This is a genomic window from Lactobacillus kullabergensis, from assembly GCF_000967195.1.
In the GTDB taxonomy this organism is placed as follows: Bacteria; Bacillota; Bacilli; order Lactobacillales; family Lactobacillaceae; genus Lactobacillus; species Lactobacillus kullabergensis.
Genome location: NZ_KQ033870.1, coordinates 58951 through 80846, shown reverse-complemented (window position 1 = coordinate 80846; position 21896 = coordinate 58951). Strand labels below are relative to the sequence as shown.

Here is a 21896-nt window from a genome sequence, read left to right as displayed (position 1 = left end):
CATATTTTTAACTGCCGGTACTTTGGTATTTTTGTAAAAATACCCGCCATAACTGATAAATTATGACAAAAAAGAATACACAGGCGCCAGGAATTAATAGCAACCATATCCACCCATGTTTAACTGCAATTTTTTCTTGTGGAATTGAAGCAACCCAGCCGATTGGCAAGATAAAAGTCATAATTATCCTTAAAACCGACGAATAGATCGCTAACGGATATTTACTCATGTCAAAAAAGTCAAATGTTGTTTCTGCCAAGTTGGCTAAACCATTAGAAAGTAGTGCAACTATATTACCTAATACGGCCAATCCCAAAAAGATGAGCGAAGTAAAAAGTGAGATAAAAATAAACATGACCGTGATATACCACGGATTATGCAACTGCATATCCACAATTATCAACAACAAAAGCGCAACAATTAAATCGCCCCACGCATCTTCATCGACTCGTTCATTAACAAGCTGAAATAAAGGATTGACGGGTTTAATTAAGATTGTATCTAAGCGCCCGTCATGAATATAATCAGAAATGTTGAGTGCATTGATAAAAAAGCAGCGAAAAATAGCAAAAGCTAAAGTTGCCAAGGCATAAGTTAAAAGCAGCTGTGCAAAACTATAGCCTTTAATGCGGGGCACAATATTAAAAATAAATCTTAAAGCGAGGATATTAAGCAAGTTTTGAATGATCATCCCTGCTAGCGCAAAATAAAAGTCCAGGTCATAAACAGCAAGTGATTTTAAATTTACTTTTAAATAAGTGGCTAACAATTTTAAATATCTCATTATTACCCTCCTTGAATCACAGTTGAAACAACGGAGCGCTTAAACAAGAATTTAAAAAGCACGTTGAACAGGATAATGTAGAAAAGCTGGATCAAAACTACTTGAATAAATAAACTCCACGATGGCTTTTGTGCCAGCATTCCTACTGCACCAAATGAATACTGAAATGGTAAAAAAGATGCCAGCTTTTTAATTATTGCAGGATAAAAATTGGCAGGAAACATGTTGCCGGCTAATACCAGCAGTATTGCTTCTTTAAAAGTGGAGATGCCCCAAATACTATAGGTATAAAAAGAAAATGTTCCTAGGAGTAGCTCCAGTTCAAAATACAATAAATACGCCAAAGTGGTTGTTACTAAGACCATGAAAATTGTGCTCACTGCAATTTGAAAATGCAGAATCCATAAACAAACTAATAAATCCACTGTACCAATCACTGTAAATTTTACAACTGAATAGCCAATGCTTTCCCACAGTAGCTGCGTTGCAAATGCTACAGGTTTTAACAGGTCAAGTGCAATATCACCAGAACGAACTTTATCATTCACATCGTAGCTGGTTTTAGGAAAAAGCACGGTCAAAAGCTGCATTAATACCAAATAACTAATTGTTTGTTTAAATTCACCGTTTGGCTTGCCAGTTAGAACAGCTTGCCACAAAAAATACTGTACGGTAAGCGAAATTAAAGATGAAAACAGCCAGAAAATCAAAGCATATTTTGAAGCTAGACCTTTTTTTATTCCTATTTTAATGAGCATTAGCCTATATTTCATTGCTGCACCTCCTGCTGTTTGAGGTGCGCCAATAAATATGCCAATTTATTGCTCTTAACTTCAATATTGGCAACTGGGATGCGGGCAGTAATTGTACTTAACACTTCTTTCAGATTTTCTTGCTTAATGCCTGCAATCTGGTATGAACCGTTTTTAAGCTGCATCATGTTGGGCCATTGCTTAATTAAATCAGCACTTAATTTATCTGCACTGGTAAACGTGACCGTTGTGGGCACATCTAATTCTGCTAGTTGTAGACTACTTTGATCTAATACCAACTGACCTTTATTCAAAATTAAAATGCGTGAGCATACTTTGGCTACTTCATCGAGATCGTGCGAAGTGAAAATGATCGTTTTGTCAGTTAATTGTTGTAAAAATTGCGTGATGCTATTTTTAGTCAGAACGTCAAGTCCAATTGTGGGTTCATCTAAAATAAGCAGTTCAGGATCGTGAATAAGAGCTGCAATAAATTCAGCCTTCATCCTTTGACCCAAACTAAGGGTACGCACCGGTTGCGTTAAAAACTCGGTAGCCTGCAACATCCGCGCTAACTTTGTTACCCGTTTGGTAAAAATATCCTCCGGTACTTGATATATTTCACGGTTGAGTTTGAAGGTGTCTATTGCGGGCAAGTCCCAGCGTAATTGGCTTCTTTGCCCGAATACTACTCCTATTTTAGCCGCATTTTTTTGTCTGTTATTAAGCGGATCTCTACCAAAAGTCTTGATACTGCCGCCATCAGGCTGCAAAATACCTAAAATCATTTTGATCAAAGTCGACTTACCGGAACCATTTAACCCCACTAAGCCAACATGATCTCCTTGATGAATCTCTAGAGAAACATTTTTTACTGCGTCAAAAATGCGATATTCTTTGTGAAACAGCTTAGCTGCTTTCACCTTACGATACCGTTTCGCCAGGTTCTTGGTTTCAATTATCATTAATTATTCCCCAATACTTAATTCAGAGTGCAGATTTCTTCCCCAATATAGAAACCAACACTCACCTTGAACCGGCGTTTCCAAATCATAGCGCCATTATAGCGCTTAATTCTTATTTTTCCAAACTCTTGCAGTTACTTTGAAAATAAAGCCAAGATAAAAATGGCCACAATTACCAAGATATCTGCAAATTTCATCTTTTCTTTAAGGAAAATATCGCCAAAGATGACGCTGTACAAAGAGGTCATATTTAAAAAGATCCAGGCAATGCTTGAGTTGGGTGAAGACGTTGCCAAAGTATAAGTTACTTGCGCTAAAAGAGTCAAAACCGCCCGAGAACCATAAATTAGATAAACCTTACCTTTGAGATTTTCAGCGCTGATCTTGAGAGTCCTGTTTTTATAAATAAAAGTAATTAAGGTAATTAAACAACGCACATAAATTGTCATGATAGTAAAAAAGACCAGATCAATCGGTTTGATAAGGCCTTTGGTTAATAACGGCGAAAGTGCAGCTTGAATAATCAATAAGGGCGCAATTACGGCAAAAGTCGTCAACAGGTTTTTCAAATTTAAATTATTGTGGCGCTGCTCGAAAACAATATAAATAACCACGATTACAGTGGAAATAATAGAAACTAAATATGAAGATTTGCTAAAGTAACCCATAGTCAGCAAAATGGCCCAAGGAATAAAAAGATCGGTTACCTTGCTCAAAAGCACAGACTGCATAATTGAAACTTTTTTGAACACATAACTGTAGCCATAAGCGACGACCTGAGCCAAAAAAGCATATAAAAGGACTTTAATAAGATAGTTATTGGTTATCCTAGGACTGGGAAAACTGTGCAGGACGTAAATTAGAAAGAAAGTTACTAAAACCGAACTACAAATATTATTTAAAAAGTTCACATCGATTGAACTTTGTTTCCGATACCCCATTTGATAACGGTCAATAACTGATATTATTCCCCTGGAAAATGAAGAAATAGTGGCAAAAATAATCAACCAAATATTACTGATAATCATGGTTCCTCCGAATGACAAATTTTGTTTAAAACTATTACTAATATTTTGGTCTTTGCAGCCACAATTAAAAAGTCAGAGAAATAGTTATTACCAGTAACTAGACATTGTTCAGTTACTAAAATCCAGCCATTGGACATACAAAGTTTAAATGTATTCAAATGATGTTCACTTAAGACTAATCATAAAAAACACATTATTTGGTTTGAATAGTATTTTATTATACACCAAGTTTAAAATTCAAAAAAGACTAGGATTTTTCCGTCCTAGTCTTTTTTAGATCACTTATGCTTTACTATATGCCAGCCCTCGTTTTAATCTCTGCCAAAAGCTGGTATCTTCAGTTTGCAAAATTACGCCTTGATAGATTTTACTAATATATACTGTCATGCCAATAATACTTACTATTAAAATCGCCAGCGACAGAATAACTTCCATATTACCCACATGACCGTTAATTATACGAATTGGCATCATAAATGAGGAAAAGAATGGCACATAGGATAATACTTGCGGCAGAATTTGTTCGGGGTTGGAAATAAAGGCAAGCGACAGGAAAAAGGCAATAAGGGAAATCATCGTAGTGCCTTGAGCGGCTTTTGAAGAATCTTCTGGCTTAGCCACTAAAGCTCCTGAAAAGGCTGCTAATATTGTATAAATAATTACACCAAGAATAAGGAAAATGAGATTGACATTTACCAAATTACCCAGAATTTTATTTATTACTACCTGGTTGTCATGCATAAATGAAGCCGTAATTTTTGCATGTAAAGCCCAGCGGTAAGTTGCCCAGCCGCCAACAATATAGATTAAAAGTTGCGTAATAATTACACCAAAAATACCCAGTATTTTGCCTAAGAAATATTTTGCCGCAGTTGTACTGGAGAAAATGATTTCCATAATCTTCGTACCCTTTTCAGAAGCTATTTCTTGAGCTGTAATGCTACTGTAGGAAAGCAAAACCATGTAAACGACCATAATCACTATAATTAATGACACCATTTTAGCCAGTTTATCGCCCAGCTGCTTTTTCTGGAGGATCTCACTATACTGCGGTTGCTGTTGTAAGGCCTTAAGCTGATGTGGTGCTAATTGCGCCTTTTGCAAATTCAGTTGACTCTGCAAGACTTGTAAATAGCTTTTTACTTTGGGCTTTAGTTCATCATCAATAGATGATATTCCATGATAAATGGCCTTAACCTGGTTTTTTTGCGTTTCAAATACCAAGTAGCCATCAACTTTTTCTTTTTTGACAGCCTTTTTAGCAGATTCAGCGGTTTTAATTTTAGAATCAACATATTTACCATTGTTTTTAATAAAGTTTTGGCGAACTTGCTCATTGGAACTGATAACTGCAATCTGGCTGTCTGGATCAGAACTAGCACCGATAGCTCCTCCTAAAGCACTACATCCAATTATGAAAAACGGTCCCAAAATCAAAAGCAGAAAAGACCAAGATTTAACTTGATGCCAATAAGTTTGCAGCGTTACGGTCCATAATTTATTCATGTTGTTCACCAGCTTCCATTCTAAATATTTCGTCAAGCGTTGGTGGTTGTTGCCGGAACTCTTCAACATATTCGCCATTTGTCAATGCGTCAAAAACTTCCGGACCGCTGTTTTCATCATCAATTCGTAAAAGATATTGACCATGCGCTTTCTTTTCCACTTTTTTAACGTGAGGGAGCTGCTGCAATTCTGCAAGCGACTTAGTAGTTTTGCAGTAAATTTCTGTTTTACCAAATGAGTCACGAACAGCGTCAACTGTACCACTTAAAACAACTTGTCCCTTTTTCAACATGATCAAGCTATCGCAGATTTCTTCAACGTTTGACATATCGTGACTGGAAAAGATAATTGCTGCATTATTCTTTTTAGCATCTAAAACTGCGTTTTTAAGCAAATCTGCATTTACCGGATCCAAACCACTAAAGGGCTCATCCAAAATAATTAACTGAGGCTGATGAATTAAAGTACAAATTAACTGCACTTTCTGCTGATTACCCTTCGAAAGTGTTTTTATTTTGTCACTTTTCTTACCCTGCACATCAAAGCGTTTCAGCCAGTCATCAATTTGCGGTTTTATCTCTTTTGCGGGCCGGCTTTTTAGCTCCGCCAAATAAACAATTTGCTGCTCAATAGTCATTTTGGGTAGTAAACTGCGTTCTTCCGGCAAATAGCCTATCGTATCAAAAGTTTTTTCAGTAATAGGCTGATCTTTCCAGGTGATTTTTCCGTTGTAATGAAGAAAATTTAAAATACTGTGAAAAGTGGTGGTTTTCCCTGCACCATTTTGACCAATCAAACCCATGATTTCACCAGGCTGAATGGTAAAGTTAACGTCTTTAAGAGCCTGAAATTCACCAAAACGCTTACTTAAATGCTCTACTTTTAGCATAGCTCCCTCCTTTATTCTAGTAATAACATAAGTTGATTTTAATATATGCATTCATGTAAAAGCAATACTTTTTTAATTTAATCAGACTTAAGGCAATAATATTTACACTACTACTTTCATTCATTTTTTATTGGGTTTTAGTCCAAAGTAAAAGACTAATAAATTATGTTAACGAAGCATTAATTTATTAGCCTTTTAAAGTTTATGATCAAATATTTTTAGTGGAAGTTTGTAATTGCCTGTGCAATAGGTACTGAGCCATTGGCAATATCAAATTCCTTTTGGTGTAATTTTCCCGTTAAAATAATGTTAGCAACTGTTCGGGCCACATCTTGACGAGTAATTGTCATATCTGCAATAGAATCAGTAAAATGATTTGCCACTTTGATCTTTCCCGTTCCCTTTTGATTAGTCAGTGCTACTGGCCGCAAAATTGTATAGTCGAGTGAACTGTGCAATAACCACTGATCAGCATAATATTTTGCCGCATAGTAATAATTTTGCGGTCCTGCTGCTGGTGTATTATCCGACCAAAAGCTGCGATCGTCAGATTTAATTGCACTAATCATGATAAAACGGTGAACGCCAGTTTCTTTTGCCGCATTAATTGCTTTGACCGCTCCATCAAGGTCAATCATCATCGTTGCATCAGCACCGGTTTTACCACCTGATCCGGCCGCAAACACTACTGTATCGACCGTCTGCATGGCTTTTGCCAATTGCCCTTGCGGTCCTGCTAGATCAATAAATGCGGTAGTAATTCCCTTTTCTTGATAGGCTTTTTCCTGCTCATGGGAACGCAAACCGGCAATGACCTGGCAAGTCGTACTTTCTTGTAAGCATTTTACCAATAATTGCCCAATCTGTCCGTGAGCACCAATTATCAGAACTTTCATTTTCAATCACTCCAACTTTGATAGTCTCATTATATATTTTAGCCGGAAAAAATTATTTAAACACAAAAACTGATACGACTTAAAAAAATCGTATCAGTTATGCTTTTACTATTTATCTTCGTTAAACAAAAATGTACCACGAGTATCAATTACTTTACGATACCAGTAAAAAGAATCTTTAGGAATTAATTGACCTGAACCATTGCCATAGTCATCGTAATCTACAAATATAAATCCATATCGCTTACTCATTTCTGCTGTTCCAGCACTAATAATGTCAAAAGGTGCCCAAGAGCAGTAAGCAAATATTTCTGCACCATCATTAATTGCTTTCAACAAGGCAATTAAATGTTCATTAGTATAATCTATTCGATAAGAATCATGCACTTTTTTATCTTTCGTCAAAACGTCATTATAACCAAAGCCATTTTCACCAATCATCATTGGCAAATGATATCTATCCCAATAAGCTGAAATATGTTCATATAATCCATTAGGGTTAATACCCCATCCCCACTCGTTGGCTTTAATATATGGATTCTTTTCAACTTCTGCAGGTTCCATTGAGTCTTTAGTTGCATCAACTGTATTTGTATAATAATAACTAACACAGAGAAAGTCAGCAGTATTATCTTTAATTACTTCCAAGTCTCCTTCTTTTATCTGAAGATCAATATTATTATCTTTAAAATAATTTAAAATAAACTGCGGATATTCTCCGCGAATTGGCACATCACCAAAGTAATACTGCAAGCGATTTCTCTTGAACGCCAATAAACTGTCTTGCGGTGAAGGAGTCATCGGATCCACCAATGAATCTGCTAGCATTACACCCATTTTCAAGCTATTATCAAGCTCATGTGCATATTTAGTTACCATAGCCGAAGCTACAAATTCATGGTGAACTGCTTGATATTTAGCTTCTTGATAATTATCAACCTTGTCCATCAATATTCCTAATGAAGCAAACGCTTCAAAATGAATCAGATTAATTTGGTTAATGACTATCCAGTGCTTTACTTGCTTATGATACCTATCAAGTATAACTTTGCTATAATTTACAAACAATTTGATTAATTTACGGTTATACCAGCCTCCATATTTTTGTACTAAATTCAACGGCAATTCATAATGATTAATTGTAACAATTGGCTCAATACCCTTTTTCAGCATGTAATCAAACAAATTATCATAGAATTGGAGCCCTTTTTCGTTTGGACTATCTTCATCCCCATTAGGGAAGATTCTTGTCCATGCAATCGAAAGGCGTAAAGTCTGACAATGCATTTTGGCTAGTTCATCAATATATTCTTGATAGCGTTCATAAAAATGAACTCCTTGCCGTTTAGGATAATAGTAATCACCCTCAATATATTTCTTTAAGGTTTCTGAATCCATATCATTAAAATGTAAGTCTGTTTTTGGGACATTCGGTAAATAAGGCTGTATGTCAGCGGTACTCAGTCCCTTACCATCCTGTTCGAAAGCTCCTTCCGCTTGATTAGCAGCTATTGCTCCACCAAACTTAAATGAGTCTGGAAAAGTTTTATTCATTACTATCTTCCTTTCGTGATAAAAATATTTGTAATAATTCAATTAACTTCTCATCACAATTAATCTCACTTGAAATAGTCATTAATGTATCTTGGGCATGTGCAAATAATGGGGAGTATTTGTAATCTACGCCGCTAGCTTCACTTTGAATAATATGTGTTTGTGAATTATGTGCCTCCGTTATTTCCTTGTGTGCTAATTCCATATTTTTACTTGCCTTTGTAAAATCAGCCTTTTTCGCACATTCAAAAGCTTCGTCTGCATAATTTCTGGCATTACCAGCAGACATAATTATCTTCATTGATACTGAAATTAATTCTTGAGATTTATCTTCCATTCTTCCACCTAACTTTCTTGATGGCTTTCTTCCTCTACCAATTGGTGATCATAAACCTTAAAAAATGGATACCAGGTTGCTAAATAAACTATAAACAAAACAACATACCAAATTACAGCTCTAAGATCTTCTGTAATTATCACTGATGAAAAAGGTGCAGGTATTTGCCCAATCTGAATCATTTTAGAAGGAATATTTAGCCAATGCAATCTCATTACAATCCAAATAATTATTGGTCCAGTAATAGCATTAATCCATGTTGGTATCATTAATATTGGCGTCATGACGACAGGGGTCGAGAACATAATTGGTTCATTAATGTTAAAAATTGAGGGAATAATACAGATTCTGCCAATAGATTTTAAACGAGTTGACTTAGCAAACAGCATCAATACATTTAAGGCTAATGTAGCACCTAATCCCCCCATAGTGATTAAAGCACTAGTATACATTACTTCACTAGTAGATATATTTGTCGCTGGCTTTCCTGCAGCAACAGCGGCTATATTAGCAGTAATCCCAGCCATAAATATTGGTGTTGAAACAGCATTAAATGACCATGCAGAAATTCCCAAAGTATACAAGAATGTTGGTATTAAGCTTAATAATAAAAATCCTGGTAACGTTTGACCAAAGCTCTGCAAGGGACTGAATATTAAATTAATCAACTTAAAAGGATCAATATAATAAACAAAAACAATAACACTAAATAATATGACATTCATCAAAATTGGAATAATAGTATTGATCCACCCCACTACAAAGTCAGGTACACTTGAATTTTCTAATAAATGTAACTTACTCCACAAATGGAATATTAAAGCAACGATTAGACCCGTTAACATACCTACAAATAGGCCTGTTGCACCAAAGCGACTAAATTCAACACTAAAAATGCCCTTAGAGGTAATTTTAGGACTGATTGCAATTAAGAAGACAGTTATAGCTGTTAATCCAGCCGTTTGTAAATATTGTGGATGATTTAGTTTTTCCATCGCTTCACTGGCAATTAGATATGAAATTAATATACCTAACATACCAAAAGTAAAATTAGAAATATTACTTAAATCTGGTAAGGCAGGAATATAAGAACGAAAAACGTTATAAAGAAAAATCAAAGATCCCGCTAAGATAAAAGGAATAATTTTTTGCATTGAATCTGCAATGGTTGCAACCCAAGGCTTATTTACAAATTTTTTCATTGAAGGGGCAGCTTTGTTAGAAAGCCAGTCAATAATATTGTTCATAATTGATAATTTCTCCTATTTCTTAAACAACGTTTTCTGAATAAATTCAATTAAGCCTCGTCCATCAATCATTCCGTAAATTTTTTCAGGAATGACTTCTACTGGAACTTGGTACGGTTGGGCTTCTTTTCTAAAAGTTTCTAACTTTTGAGAATAATGCGGCCCAATCAGCAATCCATCAATAGAAGATAAAAATGATGAAACTTCTGTTTCACTTCGTGCTTCTATCTGATAATTTATACCTAATTTCTTAGCTGCTTTACGTGCACTGGTAGCTAAAAAGCCACTGGACATTCCCATACCACAGACCAATAAAATTCTTTTTGACTCGGACATGTAAATTTCTCCTCTATAAGTAATATGATTATCCAACAAGTTTTATTATCATAGTACTTAAATATTTTTTCTTCTTATTTTTTTCCAGCAAAGAGGAAATTACTAATTTCCTAAGTCACAGAAAAAATAGAGTTGACATGATAATTTTTTAATATAAGAATATAAGTTATTGGAGTTTAAAATCAGTTAAGGGAGGTTAAACATGCAGGATAAGTTAAGCGATCTTATTAAAGTTCTTTTAGATTCAGAATCTGCGGTTACCAGTAAAGATTTGGCAAATGAATTACAGGTTTCAGATCGCACAATAAGAAACTATATTCAAGAAATCAATGGCTTAAATGATAATAATATTATTTCCGCCAATGGTTCCGGCTATTATATTTCTGATAGATTAGCTATTACAGAGCTGTTACGCGTTAGTTTGAAAGTTGGATCACATATACCACAAAATAATGAAGAAAGATTTACTTATATAGTTCAAAAATTACTGCGAAATAATTCTTTGGACACATTTAACCTGGCAAATGAACTTTACATTTCATACTCTACATTGAAAAGATCACTTAATTATATTAATAAAAGATTAGATCAGTGGAATGTTAAAATTATCTCTGCTCATGATCAACTATATTTGTCTGGAAAAGAAAGCAATAAAAGGAAACTGTTCAGCTACTTAATCTATCGAGAAAATACTGGAAATCTATTAAATAGCAACTATTTAGAAAAATATTTTGGTAAAGAAACCTCTTCTAAGTTACAATCAATGGTCGATAAAGTGATCAAAAAGTATGAATTACAAGTTAATGAGTTTTCATACAATAATTTGTTATTACACTTATTGGTTCTTATCTCAAGATTGTCTATGGGCAAAACTATTAATCATTCCGTTGCTACTGACAACGCTGAAATTGGGCCATATACTATTGAATTAGCAAAAGCAATTAAAAAGAGCTTCTCAACCGATCTGACCTCTCCAGAAATTAGAGAAATTGATATTTTATTTAAAACCAATACAAATTTGTATTCAAAAATTCAGAGTAAAAATATTTCCAATAAAACTTTAATGAAAAATATTAATATAATTACCAAAAAGGTAAAAAACATGTATTTAGTTGATCTTAGTTCTATTAAATTTGTTCAACCTTTTGCGATTTATTTATATAATCTACTTTATCGTTTAAGACATAATTTTGTTCACTATAATCCTATAAAAACAAATATCAGCAATAATTTCCCTTTAATTTATGACATTGCAACTTATGTTGCATTCTTAATTGATAAACTTTGGGAAGTCAAAGTTCCTGAAGATGAAATCAGTTTTATTGCTCTTCCTATTGGTGCAGAAATTGAACGTCAAAAGCATAATCCGGAAAAGTTAAGGACTGTACTCATAGTTCCCAGCTATTTGATGTTCAGAGAACAAATACATGATTTTTTTAGGCGTAATTTTACCAAGGATATTACAATTGTGAAGGAAACTGATAAGATTGATAATAAAGATGATTTTGAATCTTATGATCTCATTTTCTTTATCATGCTCCCAGACATTAAAAGTAACATAAACCCCAAGTGCGTCTTTCTTAGTCCATTTGATCTAAATAAACAAAAATTAAAAATTCAAACTGCTATTGATAAAGCTACCTTAAACAGAAAAAAAGAAATGTTTAAGTCTAAAGCTTTATCTTTTTTTTCAAAAGATTTGTTTTGGAATGTCAGCGAAAAAATGGCAAAAGAAGAATTAATCAAAAAAATATATCATAAAATGAAATTGTTGGGCATCGTCAATAAAACATTTTATGATGAAATCCTGCAAAGAGAATCAATGGGCCCTACGGCATTCAATAATGTAGCTATAATTCATCCCATGAATTATGATTCTTTTCAAACTAAGGTAGCAGTTGTTTTATCTAAAGGAGGAATAAAATGGGATAACAAAATTGTAAATATGGTTTTCATGATTTCAATCTCAAAACAGTACAAGGATGATTTTCGCAATATATATGAAAATTTAATAGATTTTCTTTCTAATAAGAATACGTTCGCCCAAGTTCTTAATGCCCAAAGTATTGATGAGTTTTACAAAGATCTATTATTATAAAATATAAAATCAATCAAAAAAGTGCTCCTGATAATTAGATTATATGTCTAACTATTTAGGAGCACTTTAATTATGGAAATTTAGTTACTTTTAAAGTCTTTAATTATAAATCAGCTAAATTCTTCTTCTTGGGTGCATCTTTAGGACTATCAGCATCGTTTTCCTTATAACCAAAGAAGTAGGTCAAAGCAAAAGCAGCAACAATAGTCACAATGGAAGCAATCCAGAAGTTCAGCAGGTTATTTGGATTGCCTTGTCCGGCCTTAGGAACAAAGGATGGAAAGCCAATCAGGCTGCCAGTAAAGCCATACATATCAACTTTAAGCAGACCGTTGACCAGACCACCAATGGCAGCACCAAGACTTGAAGTCATAAATACACGACCGTACTTTAAGTTAACACCGTACATTGCCGGCTCAGTAATACCGACAGCGGCGGAAATAGCTGCACTAAGGGAGAGGCCCTTTAGGTCAGGATTGTGCTTAGTCTTAAACCAAACTGCAAGAGCGCCGGCACCTTGTGCAATCATCGTTACTGAAACAATACCGTTTAAAATACTATGTCCCGTTGCAGCAATATCATTGGCAATAATTGGCACTACTGCCCAGTGCAGTCCGAAGATAACGAGTATCTGGTAAAGACCACCGATGATTAAGCCGGAAAGTGCAGTGTTGACAGTTAAGAGCCATTGCAATACTTTGGCAATTCCCGTAGAAATAAACGAAATTACGGGCCCTACAATAATTAAGACTGTCATCCCTACCAAAAAGATTTCTACTAGTGGAGTAAAAATTTGTCTTAATGTAACTGGCATCCATTTTTTAATCCACGGTTCAATTTTAGCAGCCATCCAAGCCGCAAAAATCATTGGGAAAATTGAATAAGTATATTGTGGAATATGAATTGGAATACCGAAGAAGTTGGCATTAATACCAACGCCAGCTAAGTAGTAACTGAATTTGCCGCTGGCATAAATTTTTACTAAATCAGGGTAAATCAGAAAACCGCCAATAATAGAAACAACTACTGGATTAGAGCCTAATCTTTGAGCAGCAGTAAAGCCAACAATTAAAGGCAAGAAGTAAAACGATGCATCCCCCATCGCATTAATAATAGTGTAAGTTGGAGAAGCCGTAGACATGTGGCAAAAGTTAGTCAAGATGTTAAGAATACCTTTTAACATACCACTGGCGGCCAGCAAACCAATTACAGGCATCATAGAGCCGGTAATTACGCCTATTAACTGGAAGAAGCCATTTTTAATCTTGCCACCAAGAGATTGGTCAGCCTCTGGAACTGGAGCAGCTGGTGTAGTCTCCCCTTGTCCGGCATATTCAGGCCCGAGCAGCTTAATTAGTTCATCATAAACATCTTCTACTGTTTGACCAATAACTATTTGGTATTGGTTATTAGCACGAGTAACGTCTATTACTCCTTTAATGTTGTTAACTTCATCATCATTCGGAATACTATTATCGTTTAAAGTAAACCGCAGACGAGTAAAACAGTGCATAACGTTTTTAACATTATCAGCGCCACCAACAGCCTTAACAATTTCACGCGCTGTAGTTTGGTATTTATTTTCTTTTTTGTTAGCTGCAACTGGTGCTGCTTTAGCTTGTTTCAATGTGATAGTGGCTGCAATTTCACCAGCAGCTTTAGTGCCCAGAGCAAGATCGATACCAGCTAAAACATCAGCGGTATTAGTAATTGCCAAGATGACGGTATCATCTTTTTGAGCATCTTTAATCGCTTGCAGATCCATTGTCCCCAATTGCTGGCCTGCTTTTACCTCAGATCCCGCTGCTACTTGCCAGTCAAATGGTTTGCCATCAAGTTCAACGGTATCTATACCCAGGTGAATCATCAATTCCACACCCTCTGCTGTTTGCAAGCCGAGTGCGTGTTTAGTTTCAGCAACCATTACCACCTTACCCGTTACTGGTGAAACTATTTCTCCTGCGCTGGGTTTAACGGCAAAACCTTCACCTAGCTTCTTCTGAGAAAAAACCGGATCATTAACATTCTCCAGGTTAATGACCTCACCGGCAACAGGTGCCAGTATTTTAATCGTACTACTCATATTTAGCCTCCAGAAAATTACAACATAAAAGGTCAGTCACATATACTGATAACGCTTTCCTTAAAATTATAGTTCTTGTATAGACAGGTGTCAATAAATTGCTTATTATGTTGTTGTATTAAATATTTTTTTATTTTTTATTGGTCTAGACAGGTAAAAAATAAACGTAAGGTGGTATGATTACTGTTAAAAGGTGGATAACTAATAATGAGAGCTAAATATTTACAAATAGCAGCGGATCTAACAAATAAAATAAAGCACAAACAATATGTTGTCGGTGATTTTTTACCGAGTGAGCCTGCTCTGTCGGAGCTTTATAACGTTTCACGTGAAACAATTAGAAAAGCTTTAAACGAACTCTTAGATGCCGGTATAATTCAAAAAATAAAAGGAAAGGGCTCAGTAGTTATTAACGCAGCTCGAATTGCCTTTCCGATTTCTAATATCGAATCTTTTGATGAACTGAACAAGCAAAAGCAAATGAATGCTGCAACTAAAATATTGGAATTAAAAGATGCACAGATGCCTTTTATAATCCGTAAGCATTTATCCTTAACAGAAACTGCCGCAACCTATGTAGCCCGTTTAAGATCAATCAATCATGAGCCAATAGTGGTTGACGAAGATTATATTTTAAAAAAATATGTACCTGACATATCACTTGAACAGGCTAAAAGTTCCTTATACCACTATTTTGAACATGATTTAGGAATTGAAATCGATTATGCAAGTAAAACTATTACCGTAGAACCGGCAAGTAAAGATGTAATGGAGCAGTTGCATCTTACCGATACTAACTTAGTGGTAGTAGTCCGTAGTTTAACTTATTTAAAGGATACTTCTTTTTTTCAGTACACTATTTCTCAACACCGACCTGATAAATTCAAATTTGTAGACTTTGCACATAGAAAAGCTAAAAATGGAGGACTTATATTATGAGTTTGGCAGATAAAGTGATTTATCAAATTTATCCTAAATCTTTTTACGACAGTGACGGTGATGGTATCGGGGACTTAAGGGGAATTATCGCAAAAATCCCTTACTTAAAGAAACTAAATATCGATATGATCTGGTTTAATCCGTTTTTTGTATCTCCTCAAAACGATAATGGCTATGACATCGCAAATTATTACAAAATTGATCCATTATTTGGTACAATGGCCGATTTCGAAGAGTTAGTCGCAACGCTGGCTCAAAATCACATTGGTGTAATGCTCGATATGGTGTTAAATCATTGTTCCACTGATCACATTTGGTTCAAAAAAGCTTTGGCCGGAGACGAATACTATCAAAGATTTTTCTACATCAGAGAGCCTAAAGCAGATGGCAGCTTACCTAACAATTGGACATCTAAGTTTGGCGGACCAGCCTGGGCCCCATTTGGCAAGACCGGCAAGTATTACCTTCATTTATATGACAAAACTCAAGCTGATCTCGACTGGCATAATCCTGCAGTGAGAAAAGAATTATTTAAGGTTGTTAATTTTTGGCGTGACAAAGGAGTTAAAGGTTTTCGCTTTGACGTGATTAATGTTATTGGTAAAGACGAAAAACTCACTGATGCGCCTAAAAATACTGCCAGCAAATTAATGTATACAGATCAGCCGATAGTGCATCAATACCTAAAAGAATTAAATCAAAAAACGTTTGGTCAGGAGCCAGATGCGATTACTGTGGGAGAAATGTCCTCAACAACTGTTGCCAATTCCGTTGCTTACACTAGAAAAGATAATCACGAATTATCAATGGTTTTCACATTTCATCATCTAAAAGTTGATTATCAAAATGGTCAGAAATGGACCAAAATACCTTTTGACTTTTCCTCTTTAAAAAGTGCTCTTAATAAATGGCAGATTGGAATGAGTCAAGGTGGTGGCTGGAATGCTCTGTTTTGGAATAATCATGATCAGCCATGGGCGCTGAGTCGTTTTGGCGATCCTATTCATTTTCGGGAAAAATCAGCTGAAATGCTGGCTACCGCAATGCACTTATTACGCGGTACCCCTTATATTTATCAGGGCGAAGAAATTGGCATGATCAATCCTAATTACCAAAAAATCACGGATTATGTCGATGTCGAAACACTCAATGCTTATGATGAACTTAAAAAGGAGGGCTTAAGTGACGCCAAAGCTCTGGCAATTATTCAGGCAAAGTCGCGCGATAATAGCAGAACGCCAATGCATTGGGATAACACAGTTAACGCAGGCTTTACTACTGGAACTCCGTGGCTAAAGCCAAAAGATCAAGAACAAATTAACGTTGCGGCTGAACTTGATCATGGGGAAATTTTCCCATATTATCAAAAGCTGATTTACTTAAGAAAACATTACCCCATTATTGCTAAGGGAAGCTACGAACCCATTGACTTGGACCACCCACAAGTTTTTGCTTATTGCAGACTTTACCAAGGACAAACCTTACTAGTAATTAACAATTTTTATGGACAAAAAGTGATGTACGGTTTACCCACTTCTTATAAAGGGCAAAAAGCACAAACTCTAATTAGCAACTACGATAAAAATTTACAAGAAGTGCCTAAAACTTTAGCTTTACAACCATATGAAGCACTGGCTTTATTAATATAGTTTAATGCAAAAAAAGACTGACCTGTCAGCCTTTCTTTTTATATTTTCTGTACTAGTTAAAGTCAAATTCGAAATCTTGAATAAACTTGATAAACTGATAAACAACTCTTTTTTCATTATTTTTCTGCGTAATGGCTACTAAATCGACTTGTGGCTCCCAATCAAGCGGAACATAAACAGAATATTCATTCAAATGAGGATAAAGGCAATACAGTCCGAAAGCAATGCCCTGTTCAGCTTTAATTAAAATATTAAGAGCAGATAAGTCATTAACATATGTAATATGCATTTGATTATTTATATGCATTACTTTATTTTGTAAATTAATTAGATCCTCTGCTGCCCAGTTGTTATCAAGAAAAAGCATTTTTTCATTTTGAAAGTCCTCTAATTCAAGTTTATTCTTCTGACATAAAGGATTTTTTTTAGGAACAATTGCTTTAAATGATTCAGTCTCGATATGGTAACTTTTTATATTATTCAAATCTGCTGCATCCCGTCCCGTAGTGATAATAACATCTATTTCTCCCGATAAGACTTGTTGCTTCAATTCGTTGTGATTCAAACTAATAATTGAAAACTTAGCTTGGGGATACATTTGCTGAAAATTTTTAATCCAGATTGGAATGTACATATCATTAAAAGGTGTATATGAGTAGCCTATTATTATTTTATAATTATCAGCCAAGTCTTTCTTTTGGATATCTTGTACAGCTGAATAATAGTTATTAATTATAGGCCTGATTTTTTTGTAAAAGGCTTTGCCGTCTTGAGTAACATTTACATAACGTTTATTACGATTAAATAGTTTTACACCAATTTCATTTTCAATTGCTTTAATATCATGAGAAACCGTCGGTTGAGTCACATGAAGTGCTTTTGCTGTTCTAGTATAATTGCGAGTTTCAACTAAATTAATAAAAGTTTCTAATTTTTTTATATCCATTTTTTCTTATAAATAATTTCTATTATTAATAACTGATATTGATTTCACTTATAAGTATAAATAAAATATACTAATTCCGAAAGCGATAACAATAAAATTTAATATTTTAGAGGTAAAACTATGAGTCAATATAGCGCAGAAGAAAAAGGCTTTCACGGCATAATTAAAGCTGTGATTGACGTTGATGAAAATGAAAACAAAATTAAGCAGATTTGGGCTGAAAATGTTACGCCGAATACTGTAGGTGCAGCGGGAATTCAAAATTGGTTGGAAAAAGCCAACAAAGAAAACTCTGTTGAAGTTGATGCCATTTCAGGTGCCTCAATTTCAACTGGTGCTTTAAGAAAGGCTGCTATCAAGGCTGCTAATGAAGCAGGAATAAAGACAAAAACTAATGTAGATGCTGTATCAGGCGCCTCGCAACCTGATTCTCACACAAAAGAAAACGGTATTCCCGAGATTGCAAATTATCCGTTACTTAAAGAAACAGTTACCGATTATGATGTAGACGAATATGACGGTGAATATGATTTAATTGTTGTTGGCTCTGGTGGTGCCGGTTTAGCCGCTGCTGCTACTGCCGCAGAAAATCACGCTTCTGTGATGGTAATTGAAAAACAAGGCATTGCTGGCGGTACAACTAACTATTCCGGAGGCGTCATTCAAGCAGCAGGTACGAAATTACAAAAAGAAACTACTAAATATCAAAATGATTCTCCTGAAAATCATGAGCAAGAATATTTAAAAGCAGGTGAAGGTCGTGTTTACCAAGACTTAGTACATGATTTTACCCAAAACTCTCCGAAAAATATTGAGTGGCTGGCCAATATGGGCATTAAATGGACGAATGTCTATGGCCACTCTGAGATTCCTTATGCTAAAGACCATTTTGCGGATCGAATTCATGTTTATGAAAATGGCGGTGCCAGTGGCAACGGTATTATTTTAACCCAACATCTCCTCAAATATGCTTTAAAACAAGGAGCAGAAATTACTTATAATACTGCTGTAATAGGATTAATTACGGCTGGAGACGGCACTGAGCGCAAGGTGATCGGTGTTGTTAGTGAAGGAAGAGACCATCAGCTTAAATATCTAAAAGCAAGACGCGGCGTCATTTTAGCAACAGCCTCGATTGACCAAAATGTAGCATTAGCTAAGGACTTGAGTCCTCAACATTATGAAGACGTTAAAGCTCATCATTGCTGGTCTGTCTTAACAGATCAAGGTGACGGCATTGTGATGGGCATGGCAATTGGCGCAGCCGTTACCGGCTTTGGCGGAACAATTGATTTTGATGCCAGAACTGGCAATGGTACTGATGACCGTGTTCCTACAATCCCTTCAATTTTTGTTAATGGCAATGGCTTAAGATTTGTTAACGAAGATGCAACTTATGCTTATGAATTCCGGGCAATTTTCAACGAGGAAAAGCAACTAGACAAACCAACTTATCAGATTTTTGGTGCAGATTCTATTAATGAAAAAACTAGTCCATGGAACCCAGAATCATTAGAGAGCGACGTCAAAAGCGGTTTAGTAGTCAAAGCCGATTCACTCGAAGAATTAGCAGACAAAATTAATGTTCCTAAAGCAAACCTGGTTAACAGCGTTAATACTTGGAATAAAAATACCGCTAATGGCGCAGATCCCGAATACAACAGAACAAATGGTGTAAGACCATTTTCCGGACCTTACTACGCATACCGCAACACGCCAGGCAATTTAGGCGCTTTAGGTGGACTAAAGATTAATAAGAAATGCAACGTACTTGATGTTTATAATCAACCTATTACGGGTTTGTACGCAGCAGGACTCAATGCTGGCGGCTGGCTTGGTTCATACTACCCTGGTTCTGGGACAGCCATCGGTGGCATCGTTCATCAAGGCCGGCGTGCAGCAAAGTCAGTTTTAGGTTTAGAATAAAGGATTTTAAAAAATGCTAACAACACAAATTAACAATTTTAAATGGCAAGCTGATTTCGATGTTATAGTTATTGGTTTTGGAGGAGCAGGCGCTACTGCCGCAAGGTTTGCTGCTGACAATAATTGCAAAGTACTTTTAACAGATGTTGCACCAGTTGGCCACGAAGGTGGTAATACTCGTTATTGTGGACAAATGATTGCAGGTACAAAAAGCAAATCTTCTTATCAAAAATACTATTCCAAAATGACAGCACCCTTTGATCTTAATCAAAAAATCATAGATACTTTTGTTGATGGCGTAGCTGATATGCCTAATTACTTAAAAAAATACCTTCATGTTGAACCTTTCAGCTTTTTAGCACATCCAGACAGACCAGCAGTTCAATCGGTCAAAGGAGATTTCCCTGATTATCCTGACTATCCGGGAGCTTCCGACTATGACTTATACACTGTACATGATGGGCAGCAAATTGAAGACGGAGTTTTGTGGAAAGTTCTCAGAAATGAGGTCATGAAACGCCTTGATCATATTACCATTTGGTATGAATCTCCGGCTATTTACTTAGTGCAAGACTCAACCGGCAAAGTCATAGGAGCAGTAATCAACAGACATGGACAAGAAGTATACGTCCACGCCAAAAAAGGTGTTGTTTTCACAGCCGGCGGCTTTGAAAACGATCCTGAACGAATTCAGGATTACCTAGGCGTTCCTAAAATGGTGCCAATGGGTACTCTATATAATAAGGGGGATTCTATCAATTTAAGTATTGAAGCTGGTGCCGATCAGTGGCATACCAGTGTTTACAATGGCGGTGGCTTATATCACGGTTTGACTTATGCAGTTGCAAATGGCCAGCGCGGCATTTTATCATACACTTGGCCTGAACTATACACAGGCAGCATTTTTGTTGTAGGTAATGATGGCACACGTTACTTTGCAGAAGACCAGCATTCTAAAGCCGGCTATTTGTTTATTCATGGCTTTGGCAGACACCCATATCTGACTACACAATCTTGGATTATTTTTGACCAAAAGCAAAAAGCCAAATTGGAACAAATACAGGATAGTGCATTACAATCTGCTTTAAATAAAGCAATTGCAGCCTCCTCTGCTAGTGAACTTGCCGCAAAACTTAATTTTGATTCAACCATTTTTACTAACACAGTTAAGGACTTTAACGAACTTGCTAAATTAGGCAAGGATTATTCATTTAGCAGAAATGGCCAAACAATGACCCCACTTGCTGATGGACAAATATACGCAATTAAGTTGCAACCTGCAGCTTTAAACACTCAGGGTGGTCCACGCAGAAACGAAAAGGCTGAAGTTTTAAAGCCAGATGGTTCGGCAATCAAGGGCTTATATAGTGCTGGCGAAGCCGGTAGTATAACCACTAATCAATATCAAGCTGGTCAAGATGTTGCAGAGTTGTTGATATTTGGCAAAATTGCTGGAGAAAATGTCGCCCAAGAACCAGTAGAAAAAGCGGATAGTGTTGCTCCACTCGACCCTAAAATTCTAGCTAGTGATGAACAAACAGAAAATTACCAACTTGGTGCCAATCAGTTTCTGGGTAAAAGTGATCAAGGCATGGGAAATGAATTCGTAGTCAAAGTAACCATGGATAAAAATAACCAAAATATCCAAGATATCAATGTAATCAAACAAAGTGAAACTAAGGAAATTGGTCAAAAAATCATTAAACCTTTGCTTCACAACATTATTGAATCTAATTCAACCAATGTTGATGCGGTTTCTGGTGCTTCGCTGACTTCGAAAGCTGTTAAAAGCGCTGTAAATGATGCATTAACAAAAATCAAATAATATAATTTCTTTATAAATTCTAAAAATCAAAATAACCACTTTTACTTCAATTAAAAGTAAAGTGGTTATTTTGATATTAGCTAGCAAGCATAAGCACTTTACAACTACGGCCATTACCCTCTTTAAATGATTGTAT

At 35.7% G+C, this 21896-nt stretch carries 18 protein-coding genes; 5 read left to right on the top strand and 13 right to left on the bottom strand.

Annotation, left to right across the window (positions count from 1 at the left end; genetic code table 11):
* Nucleotides 1–7: 7 nt before the first annotated feature.
* The 11 genes from JF76_RS00365 to JF76_RS00315 form a co-directional block, all read right to left on the bottom strand.
* On the bottom strand, nt 8–787 hold the full coding sequence (locus JF76_RS00365) for an ABC-2 family transporter protein (protein WP_045927310.1): 780 nt from the start codon (nt 785–787) through the stop codon (nt 8–10).
* A complete protein-coding gene (locus JF76_RS00360; protein ID WP_045927309.1) occupies nt 787–1557 on the bottom strand; it encodes an ABC transporter permease in 771 nt (256 codons plus the stop codon). The genes JF76_RS00365 and JF76_RS00360 overlap by 1 nt, the downstream gene beginning before the upstream one ends.
* On the bottom strand, nt 1554–2501 hold the full coding sequence (locus JF76_RS00355) for an ABC transporter ATP-binding protein (protein WP_045927308.1): 948 nt from the start codon (nt 2499–2501) through the stop codon (nt 1554–1556). The genes JF76_RS00360 and JF76_RS00355 overlap by 4 nt, the downstream gene beginning before the upstream one ends.
* A gap of 134 nt (nt 2502–2635) precedes the next feature.
* On the bottom strand, nt 2636–3529 hold the full coding sequence (locus JF76_RS00350) for an EamA family transporter (RefSeq protein WP_045927307.1): 894 nt from the start codon (nt 3527–3529) through the stop codon (nt 2636–2638).
* A gap of 282 nt (nt 3530–3811) precedes the next feature.
* Nucleotides 3812–5035: an ABC transporter permease gene (locus JF76_RS00345; RefSeq protein ID WP_045927306.1), complete on the bottom strand. Its 1224-nt coding sequence runs from the start codon at nt 5033–5035 to the stop codon at nt 3812–3814.
* Nucleotides 5028–5924 carry an ABC transporter ATP-binding protein gene (locus JF76_RS00340; protein WP_045927305.1) on the bottom strand — a complete coding sequence of 299 codons (897 nt, stop codon included), beginning with the start codon at nt 5922–5924 and terminating at the stop codon, nt 5028–5030. Before JF76_RS00340 ends, JF76_RS00345 begins: the two co-directional genes overlap by 8 nt.
* A 218-nt stretch (nt 5925–6142) precedes the next feature.
* The gene (locus tag JF76_RS00335; RefSeq protein ID WP_045927304.1) at nt 6143–6820 is read right to left on the bottom strand and encodes an NAD(P)H-binding protein; all 678 of its coding nucleotides are present in this window, start codon (nt 6818–6820) and stop codon (nt 6143–6145) included.
* A gap of 108 nt (nt 6821–6928) precedes the next feature.
* A complete protein-coding gene (locus JF76_RS00330) occupies nt 6929–8374 on the bottom strand; it encodes a glycoside hydrolase family 1 protein (protein WP_045927303.1) in 1446 nt (481 codons plus the stop codon).
* Nucleotides 8367–8711, bottom strand: a complete 345-nt coding sequence (locus JF76_RS00325) for a PTS sugar transporter subunit IIA (RefSeq protein WP_045927302.1) — start codon at nt 8709–8711, stop codon at nt 8367–8369. The genes JF76_RS00330 and JF76_RS00325 overlap by 8 nt, the downstream gene beginning before the upstream one ends.
* Before the next feature lie 8 nt (nt 8712–8719).
* A complete protein-coding gene (locus JF76_RS00320; protein WP_045927301.1) occupies nt 8720–9958 on the bottom strand; it encodes a PTS sugar transporter subunit IIC in 1239 nt (412 codons plus the stop codon).
* Nucleotides 9959–9973: 15 nt separating this feature from the next.
* Nucleotides 9974–10294, bottom strand: a complete 321-nt coding sequence (locus tag JF76_RS00315) for a PTS sugar transporter subunit IIB (protein WP_045927300.1) — start codon at nt 10292–10294, stop codon at nt 9974–9976.
* 202 nt (nt 10295–10496) lie between these two features.
* Between JF76_RS00315 and JF76_RS00310 the strand changes: the two genes are divergently transcribed.
* Nucleotides 10497–12392: a BglG family transcription antiterminator gene (locus JF76_RS00310; protein WP_045927299.1), complete on the top strand. Its 1896-nt coding sequence runs from the start codon at nt 10497–10499 to the stop codon at nt 12390–12392.
* Nucleotides 12393–12495: 103 nt separating this feature from the next.
* On the opposite strand, the gene JF76_RS00305 is transcribed toward JF76_RS00310, so the two are convergent.
* Nucleotides 12496–14475, bottom strand: coding sequence for a PTS sugar transporter subunit IIABC (locus tag JF76_RS00305; protein ID WP_045927298.1), 1980 nt, complete (start codon nt 14473–14475; stop codon nt 12496–12498).
* Between the two features lie 207 nt (nt 14476–14682).
* Between JF76_RS00305 and treR the strand changes: the two genes are divergently transcribed.
* Together treR and treC are read left to right on the top strand one after the other, a co-directional pair.
* On the top strand, nt 14683–15414 hold the full coding sequence (treR, locus tag JF76_RS00300) for a trehalose operon repressor (protein WP_045927297.1): 732 nt from the start codon (nt 14683–14685) through the stop codon (nt 15412–15414).
* The gene (gene treC / locus JF76_RS00295; RefSeq protein ID WP_045927296.1) at nt 15411–17063 is read left to right on the top strand and encodes an alpha,alpha-phosphotrehalase; all 1653 of its coding nucleotides are present in this window, start codon (nt 15411–15413) and stop codon (nt 17061–17063) included. The genes treR and treC overlap by 4 nt, the downstream gene beginning before the upstream one ends.
* A 52-nt stretch (nt 17064–17115) precedes the next feature.
* On the opposite strand, the gene JF76_RS00290 is transcribed toward treC, so the two are convergent.
* Nucleotides 17116–18009, bottom strand: a complete 894-nt coding sequence (locus JF76_RS00290; protein WP_045927295.1) for a LysR family transcriptional regulator — start codon at nt 18007–18009, stop codon at nt 17116–17118.
* Between the two features lie 120 nt (nt 18010–18129).
* Between JF76_RS00290 and JF76_RS00285 the strand changes: the two genes are divergently transcribed.
* Nucleotides 18130–19935, top strand: a complete 1806-nt coding sequence (locus tag JF76_RS00285) for an FAD-dependent oxidoreductase (RefSeq protein WP_052697028.1) — start codon at nt 18130–18132, stop codon at nt 19933–19935.
* A gap of 13 nt (nt 19936–19948) precedes the next feature.
* Entirely contained in the window at nt 19949–21760 is a 1812-nt protein-coding gene (locus tag JF76_RS00280) for an FAD-binding protein (protein ID WP_045927294.1), read from the top strand.
* Nucleotides 21761–21896 lie beyond the last annotated feature (136 nt).